The organism is Streptomyces anthophorae (assembly GCF_049310305.1).
Classification (GTDB): Bacteria; Actinomycetota; Actinomycetes; order Streptomycetales; family Streptomycetaceae; genus Streptomyces.
Genome location: NZ_JBLWQQ010000001.1, coordinates 4,398,036 through 4,424,140, shown reverse-complemented (window position 1 = coordinate 4,424,140; position 26,105 = coordinate 4,398,036). Strand labels below are relative to the sequence as shown.

Genomic DNA, 26,105 nt, shown 5'->3' with positions numbered 1-26,105 from the left:
AGATGTGGCTCCTCATCAGCGGATTCTTTCCAGGGAGCTGCTTTTGCAAGATCAGAAATGGTGTCTGAGGGGAGGCTTCTAGCCGTGAGCTTGGCCAAAAACTGATTCTGGCGTTGGCGTGCTGAAGTCTCCTGGAACGAAGAAAGCCCGCCCAACCACACAGGCTTCCCGGCGCGCGTGGTTGAGCGGGCATCGACTCCAAGAGGAGGCGTTCCTATGAGTCTGGCCGGTGCACACCCGCTCGTGTCAAATCCGAGCTGGCAGCCTTTCGTGATTTTGATCATCGTGATTCTGGTGATCTCATCCGCACCCGTAGCCCAGGTTGTTGGCGCATACGCGGATGCTGTGTCCGTGGTGGCCGTCGTGGCAGGAGCCTGCGGTACAGCAACGAAGTACCGCAACCACAGTGGCCGCTCGCTCCTGCCAGCGGCCTCGTAGCAACGAATCGTGGCCGGTATGACCGCCTACAACCGATCCACATAGAGCTACGGATCAGAAGGTTGCAGGTTCGAATCCTGCCGAGTGCACACTGACAAGAGGCCCCGGAGCAATCCGGGGCCTCTTGCGTTTTCCGGGTGTTGTCAGTGCCGTGCGTCATCCTGGCTCGTATGACGTGGTGGTGCACCGGAATGCGGTGGCGTGGGGGCGGGCCGGTCTTCGGGTGGGTGGGGGACGGCGGGGGCGAGCGGGAGAGCGGGGTGCGGTTCGGGGAGAGCGTCGCGTTTCGGGTCGGTGGGGAGCGGCGGTGTCTCGGGGTGTGGCGGGGAGGGCGGTGGACCGTCTGCCCGGGGCGGGACGACGTGCCGGTGCGGGGGACGCGGGCGCAGTGTGCCGAATGTGCCGGGATCGACCGGGCGCGGTCCGTGGCCGCGGACACCATCGCCGATGATCCGCGGCCGTACCACGTGTATTTGGCGTGGTTCGGGGACGGGCTCGTGAAGGTGGGGATCACGGGGACCCGGAGGGGAAGCGACCGGCTGCTCGAGCAGGGGGCCGTCGCCTTTACGTGGTTGGGGCGCGGGCCCTTGATGGCGGCGCGGCGGGCCGAGGAGCTGCTGCGGGTGGCGCTCGGAGTGCCGGACCGGATTCCGTACGAGCGCAAGCGCGCCGTGCGGGGCGGGCTGCCGGGGGTGGCGGAGCGGGGCGCCGAACTGGCGCGGGCGCACGGTGTCGCGGCGGGGCTCGACGGCTGGCCCGAATCCCTGGAGCGGTTGCCGTGCCGGGTGGTGGATCACGGGGAGGTCTTCGGGCTCGCGGGGATCGACCGTGTCGATGCCGTCGTGAGCGGGCTCGCGGAAGGGGCCGTCGTGGAGGGGAAGGTCGTCGCCGCGGCCGGGCCCGATCTGCATCTGGTGGAGGGGGACGACGGGCGGCGGCTGGTCGTGGACGCGCGGGTGCTGGCCGGGTGGCCGTTGGAGCGCGCGCCGGAGAGGGCCGGCGGCGCGGGGCCCGAGGTGCGGGAGGTGCCGGCGGTGCAGGGCGGGCTGTTCTGAGAGGCCCTGCCGTTCGGCCGAATCCCTTTCCTCGCGCACGGGAACGAGAGATCGTACGGACATGAGTGATCACGCCGATGTGGCTGACGGGGCGGCGGCGCCCCGGCCGTTGCCCGCCTTCGAGCCGCCCTACTACGTCGTGGTGTTCAGCTCCGTGCGGACCCCGGGGGACCGCGGGTATGGGGAGGCGGCCGACCGGATGGACGAGCTGGTCAAGGAGATCCCGGGATACCTGGGGCACGAGTCCGCGCGCAGCCCCGGCGGGCTCGGCATCACCGTCTCGTACTTCCGCGACTCCGCCGCCATCGAGCAGTGGCGCTCCGTCGGTGAGCACCGCGCCGTGCAGAAGCAGGGCCGCGCCGAGTGGTACGAGCGGTACACGGTGCATGTCGCGAAGGTCGAGCGCAGCCAGGGGTTCGAGCGTGAGTGACGTGGGCGGGACGTCCCGCGAGGCCGACCGGGTCGCCGCGTTTCTCGACCGGTACCGGCTCCCCGGCCTCGTCGACGTGCACACGCACTTCATGCCCGAGCGCGTGCTCCGCAAGGTGTGGGCGTACTTCGACTCCGCCGGGCCGCTCGTCGGGACCGAGTGGCCGATCACGTACCGCGAGGAGGAGAGCGAGCGGCTGGCCCGGCTGCGGGAGTTCCGCGTCGAGGCCTTCACGTCGATGCTGTACCCGCACAAGGCGGGCATGGCGCGCTGGCTGAACGAGTGGGCGGCCGGGTTCGCCGCCCGTACGCCCGACTGTCTGCACACCGCCACCTTCTTCCCCGAGCCGGGCGCCGAGACGTATGTGCGCGAGGCGCTGGATGCGGGGGCGCGGGTGTTCAAGGCGCATGTGCAGGTGGGGGCCTACGACCCGAACGATCCGCTGCTCGATCCCGTGTGGGGGCTGCTCGCCGAGGCCGGGACGCCGATCGTGACGCACTGCGGCTCCGGGCCCGCGCCCGGAAAGCACACCGGGCCCGAGCCCATCGCCCGGCTGCTCGCCCGGCATCCGCGGCTGCCGCTGGTGGTCGCGCACATGGGGATGCCCGAGTACACGGACTTCCTCGCGCTCGCCGAGCGGTATGCGCGGGTGCGGCTCGACACCACCATGGCGTTCACCGACTTCGTCGAGCGGCACAACCCGTTCCCCAGGGACGAGTTGGGGCGGCTCGCCGATCTTGGGGACCGGGTGCTCCTCGGCAGCGACTTCCCGAACATCCCGTACCCGTACATCCACCAGCTGGAGGCCATCGAGCGGCTCGGGCTCGGGGACGACTGGGTGCGGGCCGTGTGCAGGGAGAACGCCGCAGCGCTGTTCGGGATCGGCTGAGACCCAGGAGGCTCAAGAAGCCCGGGAGACCCCCAGCGCACTCACGGGTTTCTCAGAGTTTTCACAGGTTCGAGAAAGGGTGCTCTCAGAGGCGCATCGCAGGCTTGTGCCATGACCGCGACCTCGCCCCAGGGGCGTACCGAACTGCTGAGGCCGGACGGAAGCCCCGTCCGAGTGCTTGTCGTGGACGACGAGCAGTCCATCACCGAGCTGTTGTCCATGGCCCTGCGCTACGAGGGCTGGCAGATCCGCACCGCGAGCGACGGGGCCGGAGCCGTGCAGACCGCGCGCGAGTTCCGGCCCGACGCCGTCGTGCTCGACATGATGCTGCCGGACATGGACGGGCTCAGCGTCCTCGGCCGGATGCGCCGCGAGCTGCCGGAGATCCCTGTGCTCTTCCTGACCGCGAAGGACGCCGTCGAGGACCGGATCGCGGGGCTCACGGCGGGCGGCGACGACTACGTCACCAAGCCGTTCAGCCTCGAAGAGGTCGTCGCGCGGCTTCGCGGGCTGATCCGCAGGACCGGCGCCGCCGACCGGCGCAGCGAGTCCGTGCTCGTCGTCGGCGATCTGATGCTGGACGAGGACAGCCACGAGGTGTCGCGCGGCGGGGACAACATCCACCTCACCGCCACCGAGTTCGAGCTGCTCCGCTTCCTCATGCGCAACCCGCGCCGCGTGCTCAGCAAGGCGCAGATCCTCGACCGCGTGTGGAGCTACGACTTCGGCGGGCAGGCCAACGTCGTCGAGCTGTACATCTCCTACCTGCGGCGCAAGATCGACGCCGGGCGCGAGCCGATGATCCACACCCGGCGCGGTGCCGGCTACCTGATCAAACCGGCGATGGCCGCCACCGCGGCGTCGTGAAGCGCAGGGGCCGGCCTCAGACGCTCCGCACCCGGCTCGTCGTCACGGCCGTCGCGCTGATGGCCGTGGTGGCGTCCGTGATCGGTGTCGTGTCCGCGGTCTCGCTGCACTCGTACCTGTACGAGGAGCTCGACAAGCAGGTGGGTGGCATAGCGATGCGGGCGAGCGGGCCGAAGGGCGACTTTCCCGGGGCCGGCCCCATGGGACAGAAGGACTTCGGTGACCTGGCGTTCGTGACCCTGGGCTCCCCCGAGGGGACCCTCGGCGCCGAGGTCGACGGCGGCCGGGCCACCGACGGCAGGGTCAGCGTCGAGGCGACGAACGCCGAGGGCGGCAGGCAGCTGCGGACCGACGGCCTGTCCCGGTCCGTGCTCGACGCCCTGGAGGACGTCCCCCAGAACGACGACAGGTCCATGCACACCGTCGACCTGCCCGGCCTCGGCAGCTACCGCGTCAAGTACGTCTCCGGATCCGACGGCGACTTCTACGTGGGCCGCCCCACCGCCCAGGTCGACTCCACCGTCAACAAGCTCATCGTCACCGAGCTGCTCGTCGCCGCCGCGGCCCTCGTGGCGGCCGGAGCGGCCGGGGCGATCATGGTCGGCGTCAATCTGCGACCGCTGCGCCGCGTCGCCGCGACCGCGACCCGGGTCTCCGAACTTCCCTTGCACAGCGGCGAGGTGACCCTTTACGAACGCGTCCCGGAGTCCGAGGCCGATCCGCGGACCGAGGTCGGCCAGGTCGGCGCCGCGCTCAACCGGATGCTCGACCATGTGCACGGCGCCCTCGAATCCCGTCAGCAGAGCGAGATGCGGGTGCGCCAGTTCGTCGCGGACGCCAGCCATGAGCTGCGTACGCCGCTGGCCTCCATCCGCGGCTACGCCGAGCTGACCAGGCGCGGCCGTGAGAAGCCGGGCCCCGACACCCGGCACGCGCTCGGCCGCATCGAGTCCGAGGCGGACCGGATGACCGGGCTCGTCGAGGACCTGCTGCTGCTCGCCCGGCTCGACGCCGGAAGACCGCTGTCGTACGAGCCGACGGATCTGTCGCCGCTCGTCGTCGACGCGCTCAGCGATGCCCGCGCCGCGGGCCAGGGGCACGACTGGCGCCTGGAACTCCCCGACGAACCGGCCACCGTGCTCGCCGACTCCGCGCGGCTGCACCAGGTCCTGGTCAATCTGCTGGCGAACGCCCGGACGCACACGCCGGCGGGTACGACGGTCACCGCCCGCGTGCACCGGCACGGCCCCTGGGTCTGCCTCGACGTGCGGGACGACGGGCCGGGCATCCCCGCGGAGTTGCTGCCGCACGTCTTCGAGCGGTTCGCGCGCGGTGACTCGTCGCGGTCCCGCAAGGCGGGGTCCACGGGGCTGGGGCTCGCCATCGTGCAAGCCGTTGCGGCGGCGCACGGGGGGTCGGTGACGGTCGAGAGTGTGGTCGGGCGCACGGTTTTTACCGTGCATCTGCCGGCCCACGCGGCCGTGGCGGCCAGCCGTGCCGACGTCTCGGGGCTCCGCCCCGGACCCCGCGCCTCAATCTCCCCCAGCTAACGCTGGGAGGTGCCCCCTGCGGGGCTTGATTTGGTCGCCCGACACTCACAGCCGGAGCAAAGCCTCACCACACAGCCCTAACAGGGCGGTTGGTGAATGTCGGTGGCATGCGAACCGACTCTTCTCCGGGCATCGAACCCACCCCTTCCGCGAGCTCCGTCTCCGCGAGGTTCGGGACGCTGCCGGCGCGGGAGCACCTCCCTGCCGGCCGCGGCGATGTGCCGGTCCTGGACGTTGTCATCCCCGTCTACAACGAGGAGAAGGACCTCGGTGAGTGCGTGCGCAGGCTGCACGACCACCTGGTCCGCACCTTCCCCTACCCCTTCCGCATCACCGTCGCGGACAACGCGTCCACCGACAGCACGCCCGAGGTGGCGCACGAACTGGCCGCCGAACTGCCGGAGGCCGAGTACTTCCGCCTCGACCTGAAGGGCCGCGGGCGCGCCCTGCGCACCGTGTGGTCGGCGTCCGACGCGCCGGTCCTCGCGTACATGGACGTGGACCTGTCCACCGACCTGAACGCCCTCCTGCCGCTGGTGGCGCCGCTGATCTCCGGCCACTCCGACCTCGCGATCGGCTCCCGGCTCGCCCGCGCGAGCCGGGTCGTGCGCGGCACGAAGCGCGAGTTCATCTCGCGCACCTACAACCTGATCCTGCGCGGCTCCCTGCAAGCCCGCTTCTCCGATGCCCAGTGCGGGTTCAAGGCGATCCGGCGCGATGTCGCGCAGGTGCTGCTGCCGCTGGTCGAGGACACCGGCTGGTTCTTCGACACCGAGATGCTGGTGCTCGCGGAACGGGCCGGGCTGCGCATCCACGAGGTGCCCGTCGACTGGGTCGACGATCCGGACTCGACCGTGCACATCGTCAAGACCGCGACCGACGACCTCAAGGGCGTCTGGCGCGTCGGCAGGGCGCTCGCCACCGGCTCGCTCCCCCTCGACCGGCTCGTGCGCCCCTTCGGCGACGACCCGCGCGACCGTGAACTCACCGACGTACCCAAGGGCCTGGCCCGTCAGCTGCTCGGCTTCTGCGTCGTCGGCGCCCTGTCGACGCTGCTGTTCCTGCTGCTGTACTCCGGCTTCCGTACGTTCTCGGGGGCGCAGCTCGCCAACGCGGCCGCCCTGTTCGTCTCGGCCATCGCCAACACCGCCGCCAACCGGCGCCTCACCTTCGGGGTGCGCGGCCGGGACAAGGCCGTGCGCCATCAGGCCCAGGGCATCGTCGTCTTCGGCATCGGGTGGGCCCTGACCAGCGGCTCGCTCGCCGCCCTCGACACGGCGTCCGGCAGCCCCTCGCACTCCACCGAGCTGATCGTCCTGATCGCGGCCAACCTCGCGGCGACGATCCTGCGCTTCCTGCTCTTCAGGGCGTGGGTGTTCAACGACCAGCGCCACGAGACCGACTCCGGGACCCAGCGATGACCACAGACGTCCGACCTGCGCACGACGTCGCCGCCGAGACCGTTCCGGTGGCGCCGTCCGAAAGGCCCGAGAACCCGCGCTGGGCCCGCCCGGCCTTCCTCGGCATGCTCCTCGTGATCGCGGCCGCCTACTTCTGGAACCTGTCCGCGTCCGGGTACGCCAACTCCTTCTACTCGGCGGCCGCCCAGGCGGGCAGCGAGAGCTGGAAGGCGTTCTTCTTCGGCTCGTCCGACGCGGCGAACGCGATCACCGTCGACAAGCCGCCGGCCGCGCTGTGGCCGATGGGCCTGTCGGTGCGCCTCTTCGGCCTCAACTCGTGGGCGATCCTCGCCCCGCAGGTCCTGATGGCCGTGGCCACCGCGGGGGTGCTGTACGGGGCGGTGCGCCGCCGGTTCGGCGCCGTCGCGGGCCTGATCGCCATGGTGGTGCTCGCGACGACCCCGGTCGCCGCGCTGATGTTCCGCTTCAACAACCCGGACGCGCTGCTCGCGCTCCTGATGACCGTCACGGTCCACTGCGTTCTTCGCGCCATGGAGCACGGCCGCACGAAGTGGCTGATCTGGGCGGGCGTCGCCGTCGGCCTCGCCTTCCTCACCAAGACGCTTCAGGCGTTCCTGGTCCTGCCGCCGCTGGCGGTGCTGTACGCGGTGTTCGCGCCGGTACGGGTCCGCAGGCGGTTCGGTCAACTGGCGCTCTCCGCCGTGGCGATGGTCGTCGCGGGCGGCTGGTGGGTGGCGATCGTCGAGCTGTGGCCCGCGTCCTCGCGGCCGTACATCGGTGGCTCCCAGAACAACTCGTTCCTTGAACTGACCTTCGGCTACAACGGGCTGGGCCGCATCAACGGCGACGAGACCGGTTCGGTCGGCGGCGGTGGTGGCGGCATGGGCGGCGGCACCGGGCAGTGGGGCGAGACCGGTCTCACCCGGATGTTCAACTCCGAGATCGGCAGCCAGATCTCGTGGCTGATCCCCGCCGCGCTGATCCTGTTCGTCGCGGGTGTGATCCTGACGTGGAAGGCCCGGCGCACGGACCTGAAGCGCGCCGCGTTCCTCGCGTGGGGCAGCTGCCTGCTGATGACCGGCCTGGTCTTCAGCTTCATGGCGGGCATCTTCCACCAGTACTACACGGTGGCCCTGGCCCCGTATCTCGCGGCCGTGATCGGCATGGGCGCGGTCGCGCTGTGGGAGCGGCGGACGCGGGTGGCCTGGTCGGTGACGCTGGGCGCGGCGGTCGTGGCCTCGGCGGTGTGGGCGTACGTGCTGCTCGGCCGGACCTCGGACTATCTGCCGTGGCTGCGGTGGGCCGTGCTCGTCGGCGGCCTCGTGGCGGGCGTGGGCCTCGCGCTCGCGGGGCGGCTGAACCGTCGACTGGCGCTCGGTGCGGCGGGGTTGGGCCTCGTCGCCTCGCTGGCGGCGCCGACCGCGTACACCGTCTCGACGCTGAACACCGGGCACACCGGGTCGATCGTGACGGCGGGTCCCTCCGGGGCGAGCATGATGGGCGGCCCCGGTGGAGGCGGCGGCAAGGGCGGCTTCCCGGGCGGCGGGATGCCGGGCCAGAAGGGCCAGAAGGGCCAGAGGGGCCAGGGCGGCCAGACCGGTCAGGGCGGCAACATGCCGCAGCCCCCACCGGGCGGCGGCAACTCCAAGGGCGGCTTCCCCGGCGGCGGCATGCCGGGCATGCCCGGCCAGAACCAGAAGGCCGGAAGCAAAGCCGGAAGCAAAGCCGGCGGCAAGGCCGGAAGCAAGTTCGGAGGCGGTGGCGGCGGCATGGGCGGCCTCCTCAACGGCGCCCAGGTCAGCGGCAAGGCCAAGAAGCTCCTCCAGCAGAACGCCGATGACTACACCTGGGTCGCGGCCACGATCGGCTCGCAGAACCAGGCGAGCTACCAGCTGGCCACCGGCGAACCGGTGATGGCGATCGGCGGCTTCAACGGCACCGACCCGTCCCCGACGCTCGCCCAGTTCAAGCAGTACGTCGAGGACGGCAGGATCCACTACTTCGTCGGCAGCGGATCCAGCGGCGGCGGCATGGGCGGCTCCGGCTCCGGCAGCTCGTCGAAGATCACGAAGTGGGTCGAGGCCAACTTCAAGAAGGTGACGGTCGGCGGCAGCACGTTCTACGACCTGTCGCAGCCTTCGCAGGCCGACTGAAAAGCGGTTGTACGGCGTACAGGAAACCCTCTACGGTGTACGGGACGCATCCGTCCTGTACACCGTAAAGGAGTACCCATGGCGCCCACGGCCGACCCGGCCATCGAGGCACCGCAGTCCGCGTCCGGCGGCCACCCCCAGCGCTGGCTCATCCTCGGTGTCATCTGCCTCGCCCAGCTGACCGTGCTGCTCGACAACACCGTGCTGAACGTCGCGATCCCCTCCCTCACCCGGGAGCTGGGGGCCTCGACGTCCGACATCCAGTGGGTGATCAGCGCCTACTCGCTCGTCCAGTCGGGCCTGCTGCTCACCGCGGGCAGCAGCTCCGACCGCTACGGCCGCAAGAAGATGCTCGCGGCCGGACTCGCGATCTTCGGCGTGGGCTCGCTCGTCGCCGGACTCGCCGGGACCACCGGCCAGTTGATCGCCGCGCGGGCCGGCATGGGCGTCGGCGGCGCGCTGCTCATGACCTCGACGCTCGCGGTCGTCGTCCAGATCTTCGACGACGCCGAACGCGTGAAGGCGATCGGCCTGTGGGCCACCGTCAACTCGCTCGGCTTCGCCGTCGGTCCGCTGCTCGGCGGCGTGATGCTCGACCACTTCTGGTGGGGCTCGATCTTCCTCATCAACATCCCGGTCGCGGTCATCGGCCTGATCGCCGTCGTCGCGCTGGTCCCCGAGTCGAAGAACCCGCAGGGCGACCGCCCCGACCTGCTCGGCGCGCTGCTCTCGACGATCGGCATGACCGGCATCGTCTACGCGATCATCTCGGGCCCCGACGACGGCTGGACGTCCACGACCACGCTGACCTCGGCCGCGATCGGGGTCCTCTTCCTGGCCGTGTTCGTGGCGTGGGAGCTGCGGATCCCGTATCCGATGCTCGACATGCACTTCTTCCGCAACCAGAAGTTCACGGGCGCGGTCACCGGCGCGATCCTCGTCGCGTTCGGTATGGGCGGCTCGCTGTTCCTGCTCACCCAGCACCTCCAGTTCGTGCTCGGGTACGGGCCGTTGGAGGCCGGGCTGCACACCGCGCCGCTCGCGCTCACCGTCGTCGCGCTCAACCTGACCGGCGTCGGCGCGCGGCTCCTGCCGAAGATGGGCACGCCGCTCGTCATCGCGACGGGCATGACGTGCATGGCGGCGGGGCTCGCGGCGATCGCCCTGCTCGGCGGGGACGGCTACGGCGGCATGCTGCTCGGCCTGGTGGTCATGGGCGCGGGCATCGCCTTCGCCATGCCGGCCATGGCCAACGCCATCATGAGCGCGATCCCGCCGGAGAAGGCGGGCGTGGGCGCAGGCGTCAACGGCACGCTCGCGGAGTTCGGCAACGGGCTCGGGGTCGCGGTGCTCGGTGCGGTCCTCAACGCCCGGTTCGGCGCGCTCGTCGCGGTGTCCGCGGCCTCCTTCCCCGCGGCGCTCGCGGCGGCGGGCTCGGCGGGCGAACGGGCCCGGATCAGCGACGCCTTCGCCTCCGGCCTGGAGACCAGCCAACTGGTCGGCGCGGTCGCCGTGCTCGCGGGCGGCCTGCTCGCCGCGGCGTTGCTGCGCAGGGCGGAACGGGCAGAATCAGCAGCGGTGACTTCCGCTTAGCATCGGTGCGGGCGGGGAGCGGTGCTGTGCGCAGGCCCGCCCCGCCCGCGTACGAGGAACCCCTGGGAAGGAACGCCATGGCGAAGGCAGCGCGGATGAGTGTCTGGCTCGAGGACACGGACGGCGCCGCGGAGCCCAGGCCCAGAGCGTCGCGCGGCCGTCGTGCCGAGCAGCCCAGCGGGCTCGACCGGGAGCGGATCACCGAGGCGACGGTGCGGCTCCTGGACGGGGAGGGCCTCGCCAAGTTCTCCATGCGACGCCTCGCGAGCGAACTGGGCGTCACCGCGATGTCCGTCTACTGGTACGTCGACACCAAGGACGACCTCCTCGAACTCGCCCTCGACCAGGCCTTCGGCGAGCTGGAGATCCCGGACACGGACGCGGACGAGCTGTCGGACTGGCAGACGCAGCTGCGCGAACTGGCCGCCACGTACCGCACGCTGCTGGTCCGCCATCCGTGGATCTCGCCGCTCGTCGGCAACTTCCTCAACGTCGGCCCGAAGTCGCTGCTGTTCTCGCGCGCGGTGCAGCGGGTGATCGCCCGCACCGGCCTCTCGCTGCCCCAGCAGCGTGGCGCCGTCGCCTCCGTCTTCCAGTTCGTCTACGGCTACGGCACGGTCGAGGGCCACTTCCGGCAGCGCTGCGCAGAGGTGGGTCTCACGCAGGACGAGTACTTCCACAAGGCGATGGCGGCGTTCTCCGTCCCGGAGGAGATGGCGGACGACTTCCGGCACGCCGAGCGGATGATGGAGGCGGTGGAGGAGGGCGGCGACGTGGACGCGATGCGCGACATGGACTTCCGGGTCGCCCTGGACCTCCAGATCGCGGGCATCGAATCCCTGGTGGCCCAACGGCGTTGACGCCTCGGGGCTCCGCCCCGGACCCCGCTGCTCAATCGCCGCAGGGGCTTGATTTGGTCGACCAGATCAAGCCCCGCCGGCGATTGAGGCGCGGGGTCCGGGGCAGAGCCCCGAGGCCGTAACGCCGGTACGGGTCAAGCGAGTCGCGCCGGGAACCCACCCGTGGCAACCGGCCCCCACTTCTCCGGCGTCACACGAATGATCGACTTCCCCTGCTTCACCATCGCCTCGCGGTACTCGTCCCAGTCCGGATGCTCCCCCGAAATGCACCGGAAGTACTCGACGAGCGCCTCGACGGAGTCGGGCGAGTCGATGACCTCCGCCGAACCGTCGACCTGCACCCACGGCCCGTTCCACTCGTCGCTGAGCACGACGAGGCTGACCCGCGGATCCCGCTTCGCGTTCCGCGTCTTGGCCCGCTCCGGGTACGTGGAAACAACAATCCGCCCGTCGCCGTCGACCCCGCAGGTCAGAGGTGAGGCCTGCGGGGACCCGTCGGCGCGGGCGGTGATGAGGAGGGCGCGATGCCGGGGTCGTACGAAATCGAGCAACTCGTCGAGTGAGACACGGGTGTTGGTCGCGATGTTCGGAGCCATGCTTCGCACCCTAACCCCGGCCACCGACACCCGAGGGCGTCACATCTGCGGCAGCGCGTCGCCCTGTACGGCCTGGATGTCGAGCTCGACCTTCAGCGTCGCGCCGATCGCCGCGATGCCGGCCTGCACGACCTGGTTGTAGTTCATCGCGAAGTCCTCGCGCTTCAGCTCGGCCGTCGCCTTGAACGCCGCGCGGGTGCCGCCCCACGGGTCGGCGCCGGTGCCCAGGTAGCTGAGGTCCAGGTCGACCTGGCGCGCCACACCGTGCAGGCTCAGCTCGCCGTGCACGGTCCAGCGGTCGGTGCCCGCGGGGTCGATGGAGGTCGACCGGTAGGTGATCTCCGGGTACGTCTCGACGTCCAGGAAGTCCGGGGACTTCAGGTGGCCGTCGCGCATGCCGTTTCCGGTGTCGATGGACGACGCGTTGATGACGGCCTCGACCCGCGACTTCTCGACGTCCTGCGCTATGTCGATGCGCGCCGAGAAGTCGGTGAACCGGCCGTGCACGGACGTGATGCCCAGGTGCTGCGCCGTCGCCGCGATCGTCGAGTGCATCGGGTCGACCGTCCAGGGCCCGGGCGGCGGCAGCTCGGCCCCGCCCTGCCGGTGCAGCACGATGCTGCCCACGTCGGCCCGGCCGCTCGCCGTCACCATCGCGGTGGAGGCGGCCGGGGCATAGCCGACGGCGGTCACGATCACCGTGTAGGGACCGGGCGCAAGGGTGGCCGGGTCGTGCACGGCGCCCTCGTCATCGGCCTCGGCCCGCAGCACCTGCGAACCGGTCATGTCGGTCACCGTGACGACGGCGTGCGGCAGGGCCCACCCGTCCCGCGTGCGGATCCGCGCGCTCAGTCCCATGCTTTTGCTCTCCTAGCTCAAGTTCATACGTACGTAGGGAGGCTGGTCATTGCTCCCCCTACGTGGACGGGCCCCGGTCGGCATGCGTCACGGCCGTCCCCTGCCGTTTGGCGACGCCGCCGGGTCCGGGGCCCATTCTCACAACCGGGCCTGTGTGATCCGCGTCCGCTCAAAGCGCGAACCACACCTTCAGGTGGCCCGGGGTCTTTGAGGCCTCCTCTGACGGATCTTGCTGGAGTCGTGGGCCCTGGCACGCACATCTGCTGCGTTGTCGTCGGTTGCCAACGCTCCGCGTTGACGCCCTCCTCCGCCTTGCAGCTGCACGCACCAGCACCCACTCGCCGGAACCGGCCATGTCGGCCTCCCGTATCCAGCCCGACCCGTCAGAGAAGCCCTACTCGCCGGGGTGGGCGAGTTCGATGTCGTGGCCGTCGACGCCGCTGCCGTTCACGCTGAGGCCGGTGGCCACCGGCGGGTAGCCGGTCGCGATCACGGTGTACTCGCCGCCGTCCAGGTCGGTGAAGGCGTACGCGCCGTCCTCACCGGTGGTGGCGGTGGCGACCACGTTGCCCGCGGCGTCCACCAGCGTGACCCGCGCGTCGTTCAGCGCACGGCCCGCGGCCCGGACGGTGCCCTGGACCTGGGAGCCGGAGTGCAGGTCGATCTCGACGCGGGTGACGCCGGAGCCGGTGACCTCGACGGGCAGCGCGGTGGGGCGGTGCCCCGGCGCGTTCACGGCGATGGTGACCGGGCCGGGAACCAGCTCGGCGAAGGTGAACTCGCCGCCCGGGCCCGACTGACCCGTGGCGAGCACGTCGCCGCGGACGTCGGTGACGATGACCATGGCTCCGGCGACCGGCTCCTTGGTCTCGCTGGCCCGCACCACACCGGTGAGGCCGCTCGTCCCGCTGAGCAGGATGTCGTAGGTGACCGACTCCTCGCCCACCAGGACGGTGGAGGCCTGCGGCTGGTAGCCGTCGGCCGAGGCGATCAGGACGTAACTGCCGGCGCCGGGGGCGTCGACGCTGTACGAGCCGTCGCCCTGGGCCACGGCGCGGCCCAGCTGACGGCCGCCGAGGGAGATCAGGGTGACCGCGGCGCGCGGCACCGGGGCGGACTCGGCGCCGCGGACGAAACCGCGGACCGGGGTGCCGCCGCCGACGGGCGCGTCGCCACCGGCGGAGGCGACAGTGGCCAGCCGCTGGGTCTGGGTGTCGGCCGCGGGCTCACCCGCACCGACCAGGCTCGGCACCTGCTCCGGCGTGGGGGCCGGGGAAGCGGCCGCGGCCTGGGCGGCCGGGGCGGCGGCGGGCGTCGAATCGCCCTGCGCGGCCTGTTCGAGGGCTCCGGTCGTACGCAGGGGAACCTCCTTGATGAAGATGGTGAAGATGAACGCCAGGAACGCGACCGGCGCGGCGTACAGGAAGATGTCGGCGATGCCGCTTCCGTACGCGGCCTCCAGCCAGTTGCGGATCGGGCCGGGCAGCACGGACATGTCCGGCAGCGAACCGCCGGCCATCGCCTTGCCGGCCGCCTGCTGCTCCTGCGGGCTGAGCGAACCGATGGTGTCGGTGGCGTGGTGGCTGATGCGCGTGGTCATCACGGAGCCGAGCGCCGAGACGCCGATCGTGCCGCCGAGGGACCGGAAGAAGGTCACCATCGAGGAGGCGGAACCGAGGTCCTGGGGGGCGACCTGGTTCTGCGTGCTCAGCACGAGGTTCTGCATCATCATGCCGACGCCGAGACCGAGCAGCGCCATCCAGATGGCGACGCGCCAGTACGGGGTGTCGTACTCGATGGTGCCGAGCAGACCCAGACCCGCGGTCAGGAACAGACCGCCGGCGACGAGCCAGGCCTTCCACTTGCCGGTCCGGGTGATGATCTGGCCGGAGACGGTGGAGGAGATGAAGAGTCCACCGATCATCGGGATCGTCATGACGCCCGACATCGTGGGCGTCTTGCCGCGCGCCAGCTGGAAGTACTGCGAGAAGTACACGGTGCCCGCGAACATCGCGACACCGACGAACAGCGAGGCGACCGAGGCCAGCGTGATGGTGCGGTTCTTGAAGAGGCGCAGCGGGATGATCGGCTCGCTGGCCTTGGACTCGACGAGCGTGAAGATCAGGGCGAGCACGATCGCGCCGCCGACCATCGTGTACGTCTGCCACGACAGCCAGTCGTACTTGTCGTCGGCGAAGGTGACCCAGACGAGCAGCAGGCAGACCGAGGCGGTGATGAAGAAGGCGCCGGCCCAGTCGACCTTGACCTTCCGCTTGAGCACCGGCAGGTGCAGCGTCTTCTGGAGCACGATCAGGGCGATCAGCGCGAAGGGCACACCGACGAAGAGGCAGTAGCGCCAGCCGAGCCAGTCGGTGTCGGTGATGACGCCGCCGAGCAGCGGACCGCCGACGGTCGCGACGGCGAACGTGGCGCCGAGGTAACCGGAGTAACGCCCGCGCTCACGCGGGGAGATCATGGCGGCCATGATGATCTGCGCCAGGGCGGACAGACCACCGGCGCCGATGCCCTGGATGGCACGGGCGGTGATCAGCATGCCCGGGTTCTGCGCGAGGCCGGCGACGACCGAACCCACCACGTAGACGACCAGGGCTATCTGGACCAGGGCCTTCTTGCTGAACAGGTCCGCCATCTTGCCCCACAGGGGCGTGGTGGCGGTCATGGCGAGCAGCGAGGCCGTGACGACCCAGGTGTACGCGGACTGGCCACCGCCCAGATCGCCGATGATCTTCGGCAGGGCGTTGGTGACGATCGTCGACGAGACGATGGCGGCGAACATGCCGAGCAGCAGTCCCGACAGCGCCTCCATGACCTGCCGGTGCGACATGGGAGCGCCCGCTTCGGGGGCGGCCCCAGAATGCTTGGGATGGCTGCCCCGCACACCGGACGGTGTGGTTGTTGCCATGGGATTCCTTTTCTTACGTATTACGCGGGTGTACGGGTGGTGGTCTGAGCGGTCGACTCGGTGGTCGGCTCAGTGGCGGCCTGCGGAACCGTCGCTCGGGACCCCGTCGTGCGGCAGTCACCGAAGCTGTCGCGCAGTCGCGTCATGAGGGCGATCAACTGATCGACCTCGTCGTCGGACCAGTCGCTCAGCCGGTCGGCGAGCAGTTGGGTGCTCCGTTCATTGAGCACCTCCATCTGCTTCGAGCCTTTTTCGGTGAGGCTGAGGATGCGCGAACGCTTGTCAGCGGGGTCGGGATGGCGCTCGATCCAACCGCGGTCCGCGACGTGTGCCACGTGCCGGCTGGCCACGGACACGTCCACGGCGAGCAGCTCGGCCATGCGGCTCATCCGCATGTCGCCGTAGCGCTTGAGCAGCGTGAGAACCGCGGCCGAACCGGTCGGGCAGTCGTGCGGAAGGATCCGCGCCATGTCCCTCTTGACGGCTCCGAAGGCGCTCATCTGTCGCGCCAGCTCGTCGTAGTGACGTTGTGCGGCCACGGCACCTCCTGACCAGAAGATCTTTATTTGTTGCTTAGGGCAACCATAGAAGCAGTTGGTTGCCACAGGCAAACGAAAGAGGGTGTTCGCGGATAAAATCGCGGCAAAGATCGAGTGCAAATCAGTAAAGCCGCAGCTCAAGCGGCGTGCGCTGGGACTGTGGCGCCCTTCGCGGCAATTCGCTAGGGTCCTGCCCCATGGCTAACAACCCCCAAGGCCCCGGCCCCCAGGGCAATAACGACCCCGCGGGCAACACCCAGATGTTCCGTGCCTTCGTCGACGAGCAGCCGCCCGCGCGCCAGCAGGCCGCCGCCGCGAAGTCCGGACCCGGCGTCGGCCTGATCATCGGCATCGTGCTCGCGGTCGTCGTGGTGGCGGGCGTGGCCTGGCTGGCGCTCAAGTAGCGGTCGAGCAGCGCTCAAGCAGCCGCTTCCCGGAGGCGGTTCACTTCCAGTCGACGTCGACGTCCTTGGTCTCGAGCCGCATGCCGAGCGGGACGCGCCACGAGTCGACGCACACGGTCCACGTCTTCCGCTTCTTCTCCCCGGCCCCGATGGGTACGGGGAGCTTCTTCTTGACGTCGATGGTCGCCCAGTCGATCCCCAGGGCGCCCATCACGTGCGTCTCGAAGGTCGCGGTGCCCGAACGCACCGCGCTGCCACCGGAGTTGTGCAGGGCCAGCGTCACGTCCTGACACCAGCGCTTGTCCGCCTTCTTGTACTCCGGGTCGCCGACCTTGAGCGCGGCGGGGCCCGAGGGGGACGGGGAGGGGGCGGCGCCCTGGCCGGCGTCGGCGTCCCCGGAGCCCCGGGCGCTGTCTGAGCCGTCTGAGCCGTCTGAGCCGCCGGAGGGCTTCTCCGTGGCGGACGGTGTGCCGCTGTCGCCGGGGGCGGCCGCGTCGGGGAGGTCGTCGGCCGCGGGGAGGCCGCCCGCGTCCGCATCGTTCCCGGTTCCGCCCGCCTTGCCCGACGAGCCCTTCCCCGGTGCGTCCGGGGCGCCGGGGGCGTCCGGCTCGGGGGAGTCCAGCGGTGCGAGCTCCACCTTGCCGGTGGGCGCGACCCGCTCGCCCGGCTGCATGGGCGCCGCTCCCGCCGCGCCCACGGCCACGTACGCATCGGGCCCGTCGCCACCGTCCAGGGCGACGACGGCGCCCGCGCTCACGCACACCGCGGCGACCGAAGCGGCACCGACGGCGAGCTTCCTGTGACCGAGCAACCAAGTCCGCAGCATCGCGCCAGTGTGTCTGACGCTCCGTCAAATCGGAACCCCGTGGGCCCGGTTGAAGGATCAGCCGCAGTCCGTCAGTCGGCGATCAGGCCCTCCCGCAGCTGCGACAGCGTCCGCGTGAGCAGCCGGGACACGTGCATCTGCGAGATGCCGACCTCCTCGCCGATCTGCGACTGCGTCATGTTCGCGAAGAACCGGAGCATGATGATCTGGCGCTCGCGCGGCGGCAGCTTGGCGAGCAGCGGCTTGAGCGACTCGCGGTACTCGACGCCCTCAAGGGCCGTGTCCTCGTAGCCGAGGCGGTCCGCGAGGGAGCCCTCGCCGCCGTCGTCCTCGGGTGCGGGCGAGTCCAGGGAGGACGCGGTGTACGCGTTGCCCACCGCGAGGCCGTCGACCACGTCCTCCTCGGAGACGCCGAGCACGGCGGCGAGCTCCGGGACGGTCGGCGAGCGGTCCAGCTTCTGCGCGAGCTCGTCACTGGCCTTGGTGAGGGCGAGGCGCAGCTCCTGGAGCCGGCGCGGTACCCGCACCGACCACGAGGTGTCCCGGAAGAAGCGCTTGATCTCACCGACCACCGTCGGCATCGCGAACGTCGGGAACTCCACGCCGCGTTCGCAGTCGAAACGGTCGATCGCCTTGATCAGACCGATCGTGCCGACCTGGACGATGTCCTCCATCGGCTCGTTGCGACTGCGGAAGCGGGCCGCCGCGTACCGCACCAGCGGCAGGTTCAGCTCGATCAGGGTGTCGCGGACGTACGCCCGCTCGGGGCTGTGCTCGTCGAGCGTGGCAAGACGCAGGAACAGGGAGCGGGACAGGGTGCGGGTGTCGATGGCCCCGCTCGCCCGGGGCGCCACGGGCACCTCGGGGCTCTCGGCGGCCTGGGCCGGAACCGAAACGGGAACAGGAGCGTCGATCAGCGCGGCAGGCGTCTGCTCGCTCAGGTCATCGGTCGCGGCGGGCGCGCCGGGCGTGAGCGTGAGCACCTTCGAGCTGCCCTGGTCTGCGGACATGCCACCCCCTTGAGGTCGCGGACGGTCGCGGCGGACGCTCCCGTCAGGTAAGAGCGCAGCCTCCACCTGAATACCGGACGAGGGGCTGCGCCAAACGCCGTTCCAGCAGAATGTCACATGTCGGCAACACGCTGTAGTGACATGTCGACATGTAAGGGATGGAACGGTGCAGGAAGCAAGGGGTGTGGCGCGAGGTGGCGCGGTTTCCGGCGGGAAATGCGCCCCGCGCCTTGTCTACCCGTTCGAGCTAGGCTTCGATCCTGTTTGCGGACCGAAGTCGAGCGAAGCTGCGGGCGAGGAGCCTTGACACGTGCATCTGTGAGACCCCGAGTTCCGCGCTGATCTGAGATTGCGTCAGATTGCTGTAGTAGCGGAGCAAAAGGATGCGCTGCTCCCGCTCGGGCAGCTGTACGAGGAGGTGCCGTACGAGGTCGCGGTGCTCGACGCCGTCCAGCTCCGGGTCCTCGTAGCCGAGCCGGTCGAGCAGGCCCGGCATCCCGTCGCCCTCCTGCGCCGCTTCCAGGGACGTCGCGTGGTACGAGCGGCCCGCCTCGATGCAGGCGAGCACCTCGTCCTCGCCGATCCGCAGCCGCTCGGCGATCTCGGCGGTGGTCGGGGAGCGCCCGAAGGCGGTCGTCAGGTCCTCGGTCGCGCTGTTCACCTGGACCCACAGCTCGTGGAGGCGGCGCGGTACGTGCACGGTGCGGACGTTGTCGCGGAAGTACCGCTTGATCTCGCCGACGACCGTGGGCATCGCGAAGGTCGGGAACTGGACGCCGCGGTCCGGGTCGAAGCGGTCGATGGCGTTGATGAGCCCGATCGTGCCGACCTGGACGACGTCCTCCATCGGCTCGTTGCGGCTGCGGAAGCGGGCCGCCGCGTAGCGCACCAGCGGCAGGTTCGCCTCGATCAGGGCGCCGCGCACCCGGGAGTGCTCGGGGCTGCCCGGCGGGAGGTCCTTGATCTGGGCGAAGAGGACCTGGGTCAGCGCGCGGGCGTCGGCGCCGCGGCTCTTCGCGGGCGCGGGCGGTGCCTCGGGCGCGGGCGGTGCTTCTTGAGGCGCAGTACTGGCCGGCACGGTCAACTCCACCTCTGTTTCCGTCAACTCATCGGTCAAAAGCGGTCATAGCATCACAAGACATGTGCACTGTGTGCAAGCACCGCATAACTCCGTGTTGAAGGCCCAGTTGGGGGCATGAGAGGGGGTTCGGGACGCCGAGGAGCCCCTCACCGTTCCGGTGAGGGGCTCCTCGAACGTGTGACGGTCCGGAGAGTTCGCTCAGAACTCGTAGTCCGCGATCACCCACGTGGCGAACTCGCGCCACAGCGCGACGCCCTCCTGGTGGGCGGGGTGCTCGATGTACCGCTTCAGGGCGTCGGTGTCCTCGACGGCCGAGTTGATCGCGAAGTCGTAGGCGATCGGCCGGTCGGTGATGTTCCAGTCGCACTCCCAGAACGTCAGCTCGGGGATCTTCTCGCCCAGCGCGCGGAAGGCGGCGACGCCCTCGGCCACGCGCGGTTCGTCACGGCTCACACCGTCGTTGAGCTTGAAGAGGACCAGATGGCGGATCACGGGTGCTCCCTGGGAGTGCTGACGGGCGGCTTGCGGCTACTTCCCGCCGTTGACGACCCAGGTCATGAAGTCGCCTATGGACTGGGCGGCGGACGATACGCCTTCGAAGCCTATCTGGACGTAGTCGGCGGCCTTGGAGGGATCCGTGATGATCACGTAGAGCACGAAGACCACCCCGACGAAGAGCGCGACCTTCTTCGACTGCACCACGTTGCCTCCCCGTACCCGTGTCTGAATCCCCGCCAGGCCCCTGTCGGCCGGCGGCGAGTCTAACGCGGACGATCACCGACGCGACCTTTAAGGACCAACGGCCTGCGGTTATGGGTCCTTTGCCGACGTCGCGCACCCCCGCAAAGGGGCAGGATTGGTGATGAGCCCGGAGGGTCTGGCAGGAATCCGAAGGGCAGGGACGGCACCCCGACTGCGGGGTCCGCGCCGCAGCTTCCCCCCGAAGCAGCGCGGACTACGGGAGTCCGTCCTCATCGGGGGGAGTGGTTTGTCCCCCCGATGCCACTCCCCCCGACCCGGCACGACGTGAAGGCCCCGACACCTATCGACAGGTATCGGGGCTTTTCCGTGCCCACCCCTTCACTCACCGTTCCGTGGGAGGACCATGGGGTCGCCCACACGACGAGTGCAGGGAGGTACATCCCCATGGCCAACCAGACACAGGCCCTCGGAAGGGGAGTCACCACAGGCGCGGAGGGCTTCTGGTACATCCTCGGGTGCATCTCGTTCGGGGCCGCCTACTTCGCGAAGATCCCCTCGAAGAAGGCCCTGAGCGAGTACGGGCTCTGCGAGATGACCAGCGCCGAGAAGTTCTGGTACGTGGTGCAGAACATCTGCTTCGGCTCCGGCTATCTGGCCAAGGTCCCCGTGAAGAAGGCCCTGTCCGAGGTCCGGTTCGCGGAGGGCGGGCCCTCGCGGGTCGGCTGAGCCGGAGACAAGCGCCAGAGACAAGCGAAGGGGCGGATCCTTGTCGGATCCGCCCCTTCGAACGGCGGTAGCGGTGGGATTTGAACCCACGGTGAGTTTCCCCACACTCGCTTTCGAGGCGAGCTCCTTCGGCCGCTCGGACACGCTACCGAGAGGAACTCTAGCCCATGGTGGGCCGTGGTCCGAAATCCGTATCTCTGAAGAATCGGGTGAGCTGTGTCGCACACTCGTCGGCCAGCACTTCGGAGATCACTTCGGGCCTGTGGTTGAGCCGCCGGTCGCGGATCACGTCCCACAGCGAACCCGCCGCCCCCGCCTTCTCGTCGCGGGCCCCGTACACGACCCGGTCGACGCGGGACTGCACGAGCGCGCCCGCGCACATGGTGCACGGCTCCAGGGTGACGACGAGCGTGCAGCCGGTCAGCCGCCACTCTCCCGACTCCTGTGCGGCCCGCCGCAGCGCCAGGACTTCGGCGTGCGCCGTCGGATCCCCCGTCAGCTCCCGCTCGTTGTGCGCCCGCGCGAGCACGGTGGTCCCGTCCGGCGCCAGCACGACGGCGCCGACGGGCACGTCACCGCCCGCCGCGGCGAGCCCGGCCTCGGCCAGGGCCTGCCGCATCGGCGGCTTCCAGGGGTCTCGTACGGGATCGGGGACGGGAGCGGAGTCGGAGGGTGTCACGGCGAGGAATCTATCCCCGCTGCGGTCAGCGCACCGTCTCGAGGACCTCCGATGCGCCCAGGGCGTCGGCGATCTCGCTCAGCGCGTCCGCCCCGTCGAGGGTGAGCAGATCCTTCTCGGTGACGCCCAGGTCGGCCAGGACTCCGCTGTCGCCGAGCGGACCCGGCGGCACCACCTCGCCCACGACCTCCTCCTCGTCGTCGGACACCTCCTCGCCGTCCGGTTCGCCGTCCTCCGTCCCGTCCAGGTCCAGGGCGTCCAGGTCGTCGACGGCGTCCGAACCGTTCGGAGCCTTGCCGAGCAGTTCGTCGGTGAGCAGGATCTCGCCGTAGCTGCTGCGGGCGGCAGCGGCCGCGTCGGAGACGTAGATGCGAGGGTCCTCCTCGCCGTCGATGCGTACGACGCCGAACCAGGCGTCCTCTTGTTCGATGTAGACGAGGATCGTGTCGTCCTCGGCGCCGGCCTCGGCCGCCGCCTCGCGGGCCAGGTCGGACAGGTCCGACAGGGTCTCCACGTCGTCGAGCTCTGTGTCGCTCGCTTCCCACCCGTCTTCGGTGCGCGCGAGCAGTGCGGCGAAGTACACCGTGACTCTCCCACTGGTCTCAGGTGTGCCGGTCGGGAATCCCCCCGGCGGGGTTCTTGGAGGCGGGGAGTGCAGTTCAAGCCCCGCCCACTCGGAATCGTGGCAGAAAGTCCGGCTCCAAGAGAGGTCTTCCGCGCGCTGTGTTCGCGGCGCGTCTTCCGCGAGGTCCCGCGAGAGGCGGATCAGGAGCGGACCGACGGGCTCCATCACCAGCGAAACGTGCGCATCCGCATCTGCTGTCGCATCCGCGCGGCCCGGGCGCGGCGCGGCTGGACCCTGGCACGCAGCTCCCGCGCCTCCGTCAGCTCCCGCAGGAACACGGCCCGCCTGCGCCTGCGCTCGGCGTCGCTCTCCTCGTCGGTACCGGCCCCGGCAGCCTCCGGCTCCCGCTCGGGCCGCTCCCGGCTCTTCTCGTCCGCCATCGCCACACCACCCCAGTCCGCCCAGTCGGCGCCAGTCGGCGAGTCCCCTCCACCTTCCCTCCGTACCCGCCATTGATGCCACCGCGCGGGGGAGCCGCGGCCCTGTGGCCCGGTTACTGTTGAGGACATGCGGATCCACGTCGTCGACCACCCTTTGGTGGCGCACAAGCTCACCACGCTGCGCGACCAGCGCACCGACTCCCCGACCTTCCGGCGCCTGGCCGACGAGCTGGTCACCCTGCTCGCCTACGAGGCGACCCGGGACGTGCGCACCGAGCAGGTCGACATCGACACCCCCGTCTCGCGGACGACCGGCGTCAAGCTGTCGCACCCGCGCCCGCTGGTGGTGCCGATCCTGCGCGCGGGCCTCGGCATGCTCGACGGCATGGTGCGCCTCCTGCCGACCGCCGAGGTGGGCTTCCTCGGCATGGTGCGCAACGAGGAGACGTTGCAGCCGGCGACGTACGCGACGCGGATGCCGGACGACCTCTCCGGGCGCCAGGTGTACGTCCTGGACCCGATGCTGGCCACGGGCGGCACGCTCGTCGCGGCGATCCAGGAACTGATCAAGCGCGGTGCCGACGACGTCACGGCCGTGGTGCTGCTCGCCGCCCCCGAGGGCGTCGAGATCATGGAGCGCGAGCTGGCCGGCACGCCGGTCACCGTCGTGACGGCCTCGGTCGACGAGCGGCTCAACGAGAACGGGTACATCGTCCCGGGCCTCGGCGACGCCGGGGACCGGATGTACGGGGTCGCCGAGTAGCCGACGCCGTACGGTACGGGAACGGAAAAAGCCGCGGACGGACGTCCGCGGCTTTTCGCTTTCCGGCCCCCGGGGTCAGCAGCCCGCGCCGGAGGCGGACGGCTTCGGCTTCGGGTGGTTCAGCGCCGACAGCGCCTTGTCCGCGGCCGGCTTCTTCGTGAGCTTCTTGAAGCCGGAACCGATGATCAGGTCGACCTCGGCCGGTTTCGTGCGCTTGTCCGCCTTCAGTTCGGCGCCGGTCAGCTGCGTGCCGAGGACGGGCAGCGCGGCCTCGGTGGCCGCCGAGGCGCCGAGCAGTATGCCGGGGCCCTTGACCTTCTTGTCGTACGCCTTCGTGGCGTTGCCCACGTCACCGATCTTGAAGCCGCGCTTCTTCAGCTCGTCCGCGGTGTCCTTGGCCAGGCCACCGCGGGCCGTGGCGTTCAGTACGTTCACGGTGATCTGGGAGGGCTTCGGCAGCTTCTGGGCCGCCTTGCCGGGAGAGGGCGAGGCACTCGGCTTCTTCTCGCACGCGCCGGACTTCGCCCCCGCCGCGCTGGCCTTGTCACCCCCCGTGAAGACGTCGACCAGCTGGAACGAGCCCCAGCCGATCAGCCCGATCGCGGCGACGGACGCGACGACCGCGAGCACGATCCTGTTGCGCGGGCGCCCGCGCCGCATGCGGGGGTATTTGTCCCCTGTGATGCGGTACTTGCCGCCCATGCCGGGTGGAGTGAGCATGCTCATGGGCGCAGCGTAATCCTGTGCGGCGACGATGCCTATTAAATGATCACGGTCAGTCGCTCAGTCCAACCCAAAAGGGCCAATACGGTCCTGAGGCGGCGTCAGTCGCGGGGTGCGGTCAGCCGAGCTCGAGCACGCGCGCGTGCAGCACCTGGCGCTGCTGGAGCGCGGCGCGCACGGCGCGGTGCAGCCCGTCCTCCAGGTAGAGATCGCCCTGCCACTTCACGACGTGCGCGAAGAGGTCGCCGTAGAACGTCGAGTCCTCCGCGAGCAGGGTCTCCAGATCGAGCTGGCCCTTGGTCGTCACCAGCTGATCGAGGCGGACCGGGCGCGGCGCGACGTCCGCCCACTGCCGGGTGCTTTCCCGGCCGTGGTCGGGGTACGGCCGGCCGTTTCCGATGCGCTTGAAGATCACACGGAAAGCCTACCGGGCGAGGCTCTCCGGGCGCAGCCATGGGGACCCGGTACACAGCCGGGAAATACCGTGCGGAACCGGTTCCAACCGGGTCCAGTCGCGTCACCCACAGGGGCCTGAAATGAGTGGCGACGGGGGTGAGTTGACGGAAAGCGGGCGTGCTTGTGGCTCTTCCGGGGTAGCCGCGCGCGCCCCGTTGACGGGCGGTTCCCCGCGTCCCGTGCGGGGCGCGGGGAACGGGTCTCAGCGGCGGTTCTTCCTGCCCGGCGTCCGCCGGTCCCGCGCGGTGGGCGGGGGTGTCTTCTCCGTGGCGGCGCGTTCGCCGCGTGCGGCCTCCGCGCGCATCAGGGCGCGCAGAAGCGCGTAAGGGTCCTTGGGCATGTGAGTGCTGCCGTCCTCTGTGAAGTCGTGCGTGTGTACGAACGGGTCCGGTGGGGCGGACCCGTCAGCAGCGCAGGACGACGGTGCGCAGGGCGCGGCGGGACGGCGGCGCGGGGTGCGCCGTGGTGTCGGGGCGCGCGGCCAGGACGGGACGCGGCGGGACGTACGGGGGCGGTGTGGTGAGGAGCCGGACGGGATGGCCCGTCGGCAGCCGGAGGGCCTCCTCGGAGGCGTCCCTGGACCCCTCGCCCGGCTCGCAGGAGGAGGAGACGGCGGCGGGCGGCGGCGCCGAGGCCCCGGCGGGTGCGGCGGCGAGCGGGGCGCACAGCAGAGCGAGCAGCACCACGAGCGCGCGCACCAGGCCCCGGGCACGGTGGCCCGGGGCGGCGGCGGACGCGGCGACGCTCATGCCCCGTCATCTGCCCACCACTGGCCACGACGTGATCCGTGAAGCCGCAGATCCGCCCTCATGGGCTACTGGGACTCGCACGCGGCTGACGAATCCAGCCCCGCCGGCGATTGAGGCGCGGGGGCCGGGGCAGAGCCCCGAGACGCCCACCACGGCTCCGCGGCCCCGCTACTTGGCGGACTTCGCCGCCTTCTCCGCCTTCGCCGCGGCCTTCATCTCCTGCTTGTGCGCACGCACCTTCGTGAGGGACTCGGGGCCCGTGATGTCGGCCACCGAGCGGAACGCCTTCGGTTCGCCGTACGCGCCCGCCGCCTCGCGCCAGCCCGTCGGCCGCACGCCGAGCTGCTTGCCGAGCAGGGCCAGGAAGATCTGGGCCTTCTGCTTGCCGAAGCCGGGCAGCTCGTTCAGGCGCCGCAGCACCTCCTTGCCGGTGTCGACGCCCTCCCACACCGCGGCCGCGTCCCCGTCGTAGTGGTCGACGAGGTACTGGCACAGCTGCTGCACCCGCTTGGCCATGGAGCCGGGATAGCGGTGCACGGCCGGCTTCTCGGAGAGCAGGGCGGCGAAGGCCTCGGGGTCCTGGGCGGCGATCTCGTACGCGTCGAGGTCGTCGACGTTCAGGCGCGTGGCGATGGTGCGCGGGCCCGCGAACGCCCACTCCATGGGCACCTGCTGGTCGAGCAGCATCCCGACGAGCGCGGCGAGCGGGCTGCGGCCGAGGAGTTCGTCGGCGGCGGGCTCCTGGGCGAGGTGGAGGGTCACGTCCATACGGCTCATACGTCGATGATCGCGCCGCGCCGTCCCGGTCG

General features: G+C 70.4%; 29 protein-coding genes and 1 tRNA gene. 12 read left to right on the top strand and 18 right to left on the bottom strand.

The window, feature by feature from the left end; translation table 11 throughout:
* Positions 1-608: 608 nt before the first annotated feature.
* The 9 genes from ACNYS0_RS19910 (at position 609) to ACNYS0_RS19870 (ending at position 11,256) form a co-directional block, all read left to right on the top strand.
* Entirely contained in the window at positions 609-1,493 is an 885-nt protein-coding gene (locus tag ACNYS0_RS19910) for a DUF2797 domain-containing protein (protein ID WP_422475411.1), read from the top strand.
* Between the two features lie 61 nt (positions 1,494-1,554).
* A complete protein-coding gene (locus ACNYS0_RS19905; protein ID WP_422475409.1) occupies positions 1,555-1,923 on the top strand; it encodes an antibiotic biosynthesis monooxygenase family protein in 369 nt (122 codons plus the stop codon).
* Positions 1,880-2,812 carry an amidohydrolase family protein gene (locus ACNYS0_RS19900; protein ID WP_422475407.1) on the top strand — a complete coding sequence of 311 codons (933 nt, stop codon included), beginning with the start codon at positions 1,880-1,882 and terminating at the stop codon, positions 2,810-2,812. The genes ACNYS0_RS19905 and ACNYS0_RS19900 overlap by 44 nt, the downstream gene beginning before the upstream one ends.
* 111 nt (positions 2,813-2,923) lie before the next feature.
* Complete coding sequence (locus ACNYS0_RS19895) at positions 2,924-3,679, top strand: response regulator transcription factor (protein WP_422408441.1); 756 nt, start codon at positions 2,924-2,926, stop codon at positions 3,677-3,679.
* A gap of 59 nt (positions 3,680-3,738) precedes the next feature.
* Positions 3,739-5,229, top strand: coding sequence for a HAMP domain-containing sensor histidine kinase (locus ACNYS0_RS19890; RefSeq protein ID WP_422482733.1), 1,491 nt, complete (start codon positions 3,739-3,741; stop codon positions 5,227-5,229).
* A gap of 107 nt (positions 5,230-5,336) precedes the next feature.
* Positions 5,337-6,650: a bifunctional glycosyltransferase family 2/GtrA family protein gene (locus tag ACNYS0_RS19885; RefSeq protein ID WP_422475405.1), complete on the top strand. Its 1,314-nt coding sequence runs from the start codon at positions 5,337-5,339 to the stop codon at positions 6,648-6,650.
* Entirely contained in the window at positions 6,647-8,803 is a 2,157-nt protein-coding gene (locus ACNYS0_RS19880) for an ArnT family glycosyltransferase (RefSeq protein ID WP_422475403.1), read from the top strand. Before ACNYS0_RS19885 ends, ACNYS0_RS19880 begins: the two co-directional genes overlap by 4 nt.
* A 78-nt stretch (positions 8,804-8,881) precedes the next feature.
* Positions 8,882-10,396: an MFS transporter gene (locus ACNYS0_RS19875; RefSeq protein WP_422475401.1), complete on the top strand. Its 1,515-nt coding sequence runs from the start codon at positions 8,882-8,884 to the stop codon at positions 10,394-10,396.
* Between the two features lie 77 nt (positions 10,397-10,473).
* Entirely contained in the window at positions 10,474-11,256 is a 783-nt protein-coding gene (locus ACNYS0_RS19870) for a TetR/AcrR family transcriptional regulator (protein WP_422475399.1), read from the top strand.
* A 134-nt stretch (positions 11,257-11,390) separates the two neighbouring features.
* On the opposite strand, the gene ACNYS0_RS19865 is transcribed toward ACNYS0_RS19870, so the two are convergent.
* The 4 genes from ACNYS0_RS19865 to ACNYS0_RS19850 all read right to left on the bottom strand — a co-directional run bounded on the left by ACNYS0_RS19865 (position 11,391) and on the right by ACNYS0_RS19850 (position 16,172).
* On the bottom strand, positions 11,391-11,852 hold the full coding sequence (locus ACNYS0_RS19865) for a PPOX class F420-dependent oxidoreductase (protein WP_385758766.1): 462 nt from the start codon (positions 11,850-11,852) through the stop codon (positions 11,391-11,393).
* Positions 11,853-11,891: 39 nt separating this feature from the next.
* Positions 11,892-12,710, bottom strand: a complete 819-nt coding sequence (locus ACNYS0_RS19860) for a YceI family protein (RefSeq protein ID WP_422475397.1) — start codon at positions 12,708-12,710, stop codon at positions 11,892-11,894.
* 394 nt (positions 12,711-13,104) lie between these two features.
* A complete protein-coding gene (locus ACNYS0_RS19855; protein ID WP_461858673.1) occupies positions 13,105-15,555 on the bottom strand; it encodes an MFS transporter in 2,451 nt (816 codons plus the stop codon).
* A gap of 98 nt (positions 15,556-15,653) precedes the next feature.
* Positions 15,654-16,172 carry a MarR family winged helix-turn-helix transcriptional regulator gene (locus ACNYS0_RS19850; protein ID WP_422475393.1) on the bottom strand — a complete coding sequence of 173 codons (519 nt, stop codon included), beginning with the start codon at positions 16,170-16,172 and terminating at the stop codon, positions 15,654-15,656.
* 197 nt (positions 16,173-16,369) lie between these two features.
* On the opposite strand from ACNYS0_RS19850, the gene ACNYS0_RS19845 reads away from it, so the two are divergent.
* Positions 16,370-16,576 carry a hypothetical protein gene (locus tag ACNYS0_RS19845; RefSeq protein ID WP_422475391.1) on the top strand — a complete coding sequence of 69 codons (207 nt, stop codon included), beginning with the start codon at positions 16,370-16,372 and terminating at the stop codon, positions 16,574-16,576.
* A 40-nt stretch (positions 16,577-16,616) separates the two neighbouring features.
* Here ACNYS0_RS19845 and ACNYS0_RS19840 read toward each other — a convergent pair whose 3' ends face one another.
* The 5 genes from ACNYS0_RS19840 to ACNYS0_RS19820 all read right to left on the bottom strand — a co-directional run bounded on the left by ACNYS0_RS19840 (position 16,617) and on the right by ACNYS0_RS19820 (position 20,195).
* Positions 16,617-17,402 (bottom strand): hypothetical protein, encoded by a 786-nt coding sequence (locus tag ACNYS0_RS19840; RefSeq protein WP_422475389.1) that lies wholly within the window; start codon positions 17,400-17,402, stop codon positions 16,617-16,619.
* A 71-nt stretch (positions 17,403-17,473) separates the two neighbouring features.
* The gene (locus ACNYS0_RS19835; protein ID WP_422475387.1) at positions 17,474-18,412 is read right to left on the bottom strand and encodes an RNA polymerase sigma factor SigF; all 939 of its coding nucleotides are present in this window, start codon (positions 18,410-18,412) and stop codon (positions 17,474-17,476) included.
* Between the two features lie 247 nt (positions 18,413-18,659).
* Positions 18,660-19,529 carry an RNA polymerase sigma factor SigF gene (locus ACNYS0_RS19830; protein ID WP_422475385.1) on the bottom strand — a complete coding sequence of 290 codons (870 nt, stop codon included), beginning with the start codon at positions 19,527-19,529 and terminating at the stop codon, positions 18,660-18,662.
* Between the two features lie 162 nt (positions 19,530-19,691).
* Positions 19,692-19,985, bottom strand: a complete 294-nt coding sequence (locus tag ACNYS0_RS19825; RefSeq protein ID WP_422408457.1) for a Dabb family protein — start codon at positions 19,983-19,985, stop codon at positions 19,692-19,694.
* 36 nt (positions 19,986-20,021) lie between these two features.
* Positions 20,022-20,195 carry a hypothetical protein gene (locus ACNYS0_RS19820; protein ID WP_385758742.1) on the bottom strand — a complete coding sequence of 58 codons (174 nt, stop codon included), beginning with the start codon at positions 20,193-20,195 and terminating at the stop codon, positions 20,022-20,024.
* 444 nt (positions 20,196-20,639) lie between these two features.
* On the opposite strand from ACNYS0_RS19820, the gene ACNYS0_RS19815 reads away from it, so the two are divergent.
* A complete protein-coding gene (locus tag ACNYS0_RS19815) occupies positions 20,640-20,921 on the top strand; it encodes a hypothetical protein (RefSeq protein WP_422475383.1) in 282 nt (93 codons plus the stop codon).
* Between the two features lie 65 nt (positions 20,922-20,986).
* On the opposite strand, the gene ACNYS0_RS19810 is transcribed toward ACNYS0_RS19815, so the two are convergent.
* From ACNYS0_RS19810 to ACNYS0_RS19795, 4 genes are all read right to left on the bottom strand, one after another.
* Positions 20,987-21,071 (bottom strand) — tRNA-Ser (locus ACNYS0_RS19810).
* A 10-nt stretch (positions 21,072-21,081) separates the two neighbouring features.
* The gene (tadA, locus tag ACNYS0_RS19805; RefSeq protein WP_422411534.1) at positions 21,082-21,540 is read right to left on the bottom strand and encodes a tRNA adenosine(34) deaminase TadA; all 459 of its coding nucleotides are present in this window, start codon (positions 21,538-21,540) and stop codon (positions 21,082-21,084) included.
* 85 nt (positions 21,541-21,625) lie between these two features.
* Positions 21,626-22,183 carry a tRNA adenosine deaminase-associated protein gene (locus tag ACNYS0_RS19800; protein ID WP_422475381.1) on the bottom strand — a complete coding sequence of 186 codons (558 nt, stop codon included), beginning with the start codon at positions 22,181-22,183 and terminating at the stop codon, positions 21,626-21,628.
* A gap of 206 nt (positions 22,184-22,389) precedes the next feature.
* Positions 22,390-22,605, bottom strand: a complete 216-nt coding sequence (locus ACNYS0_RS19795) for a hypothetical protein (RefSeq protein ID WP_422408460.1) — start codon at positions 22,603-22,605, stop codon at positions 22,390-22,392.
* 127 nt (positions 22,606-22,732) lie between these two features.
* On the opposite strand from ACNYS0_RS19795, the gene upp reads away from it, so the two are divergent.
* A complete protein-coding gene (gene upp, locus ACNYS0_RS19790; protein ID WP_385758731.1) occupies positions 22,733-23,368 on the top strand; it encodes a uracil phosphoribosyltransferase in 636 nt (211 codons plus the stop codon).
* A 75-nt stretch (positions 23,369-23,443) separates the two neighbouring features.
* Here upp and ACNYS0_RS19785 read toward each other — a convergent pair whose 3' ends face one another.
* The 5 genes from ACNYS0_RS19785 to ACNYS0_RS19765 all read right to left on the bottom strand — a co-directional run bounded on the left by ACNYS0_RS19785 (position 23,444) and on the right by ACNYS0_RS19765 (position 26,064).
* Positions 23,444-24,094 (bottom strand): LytR C-terminal domain-containing protein, encoded by a 651-nt coding sequence (locus ACNYS0_RS19785; RefSeq protein ID WP_422475379.1) that lies wholly within the window; start codon positions 24,092-24,094, stop codon positions 23,444-23,446.
* Between the two features lie 115 nt (positions 24,095-24,209).
* Entirely contained in the window at positions 24,210-24,506 is a 297-nt protein-coding gene (locus ACNYS0_RS19780) for a type II toxin-antitoxin system VapB family antitoxin (RefSeq protein ID WP_003955420.1), read from the bottom strand.
* A gap of 243 nt (positions 24,507-24,749) precedes the next feature.
* Positions 24,750-24,887 carry a hypothetical protein gene (locus tag ACNYS0_RS19775; protein ID WP_422408462.1) on the bottom strand — a complete coding sequence of 46 codons (138 nt, stop codon included), beginning with the start codon at positions 24,885-24,887 and terminating at the stop codon, positions 24,750-24,752.
* Positions 24,888-24,951: 64 nt separating this feature from the next.
* Positions 24,952-25,296 (bottom strand): hypothetical protein, encoded by a 345-nt coding sequence (locus ACNYS0_RS19770; RefSeq protein ID WP_422475377.1) that lies wholly within the window; start codon positions 25,294-25,296, stop codon positions 24,952-24,954.
* A gap of 168 nt (positions 25,297-25,464) precedes the next feature.
* On the bottom strand, positions 25,465-26,064 hold the full coding sequence (locus ACNYS0_RS19765; RefSeq protein ID WP_422482732.1) for an HhH-GPD-type base excision DNA repair protein: 600 nt from the start codon (positions 26,062-26,064) through the stop codon (positions 25,465-25,467).
* Between the last annotated feature and the right edge of the window lie 41 nt (positions 26,065-26,105).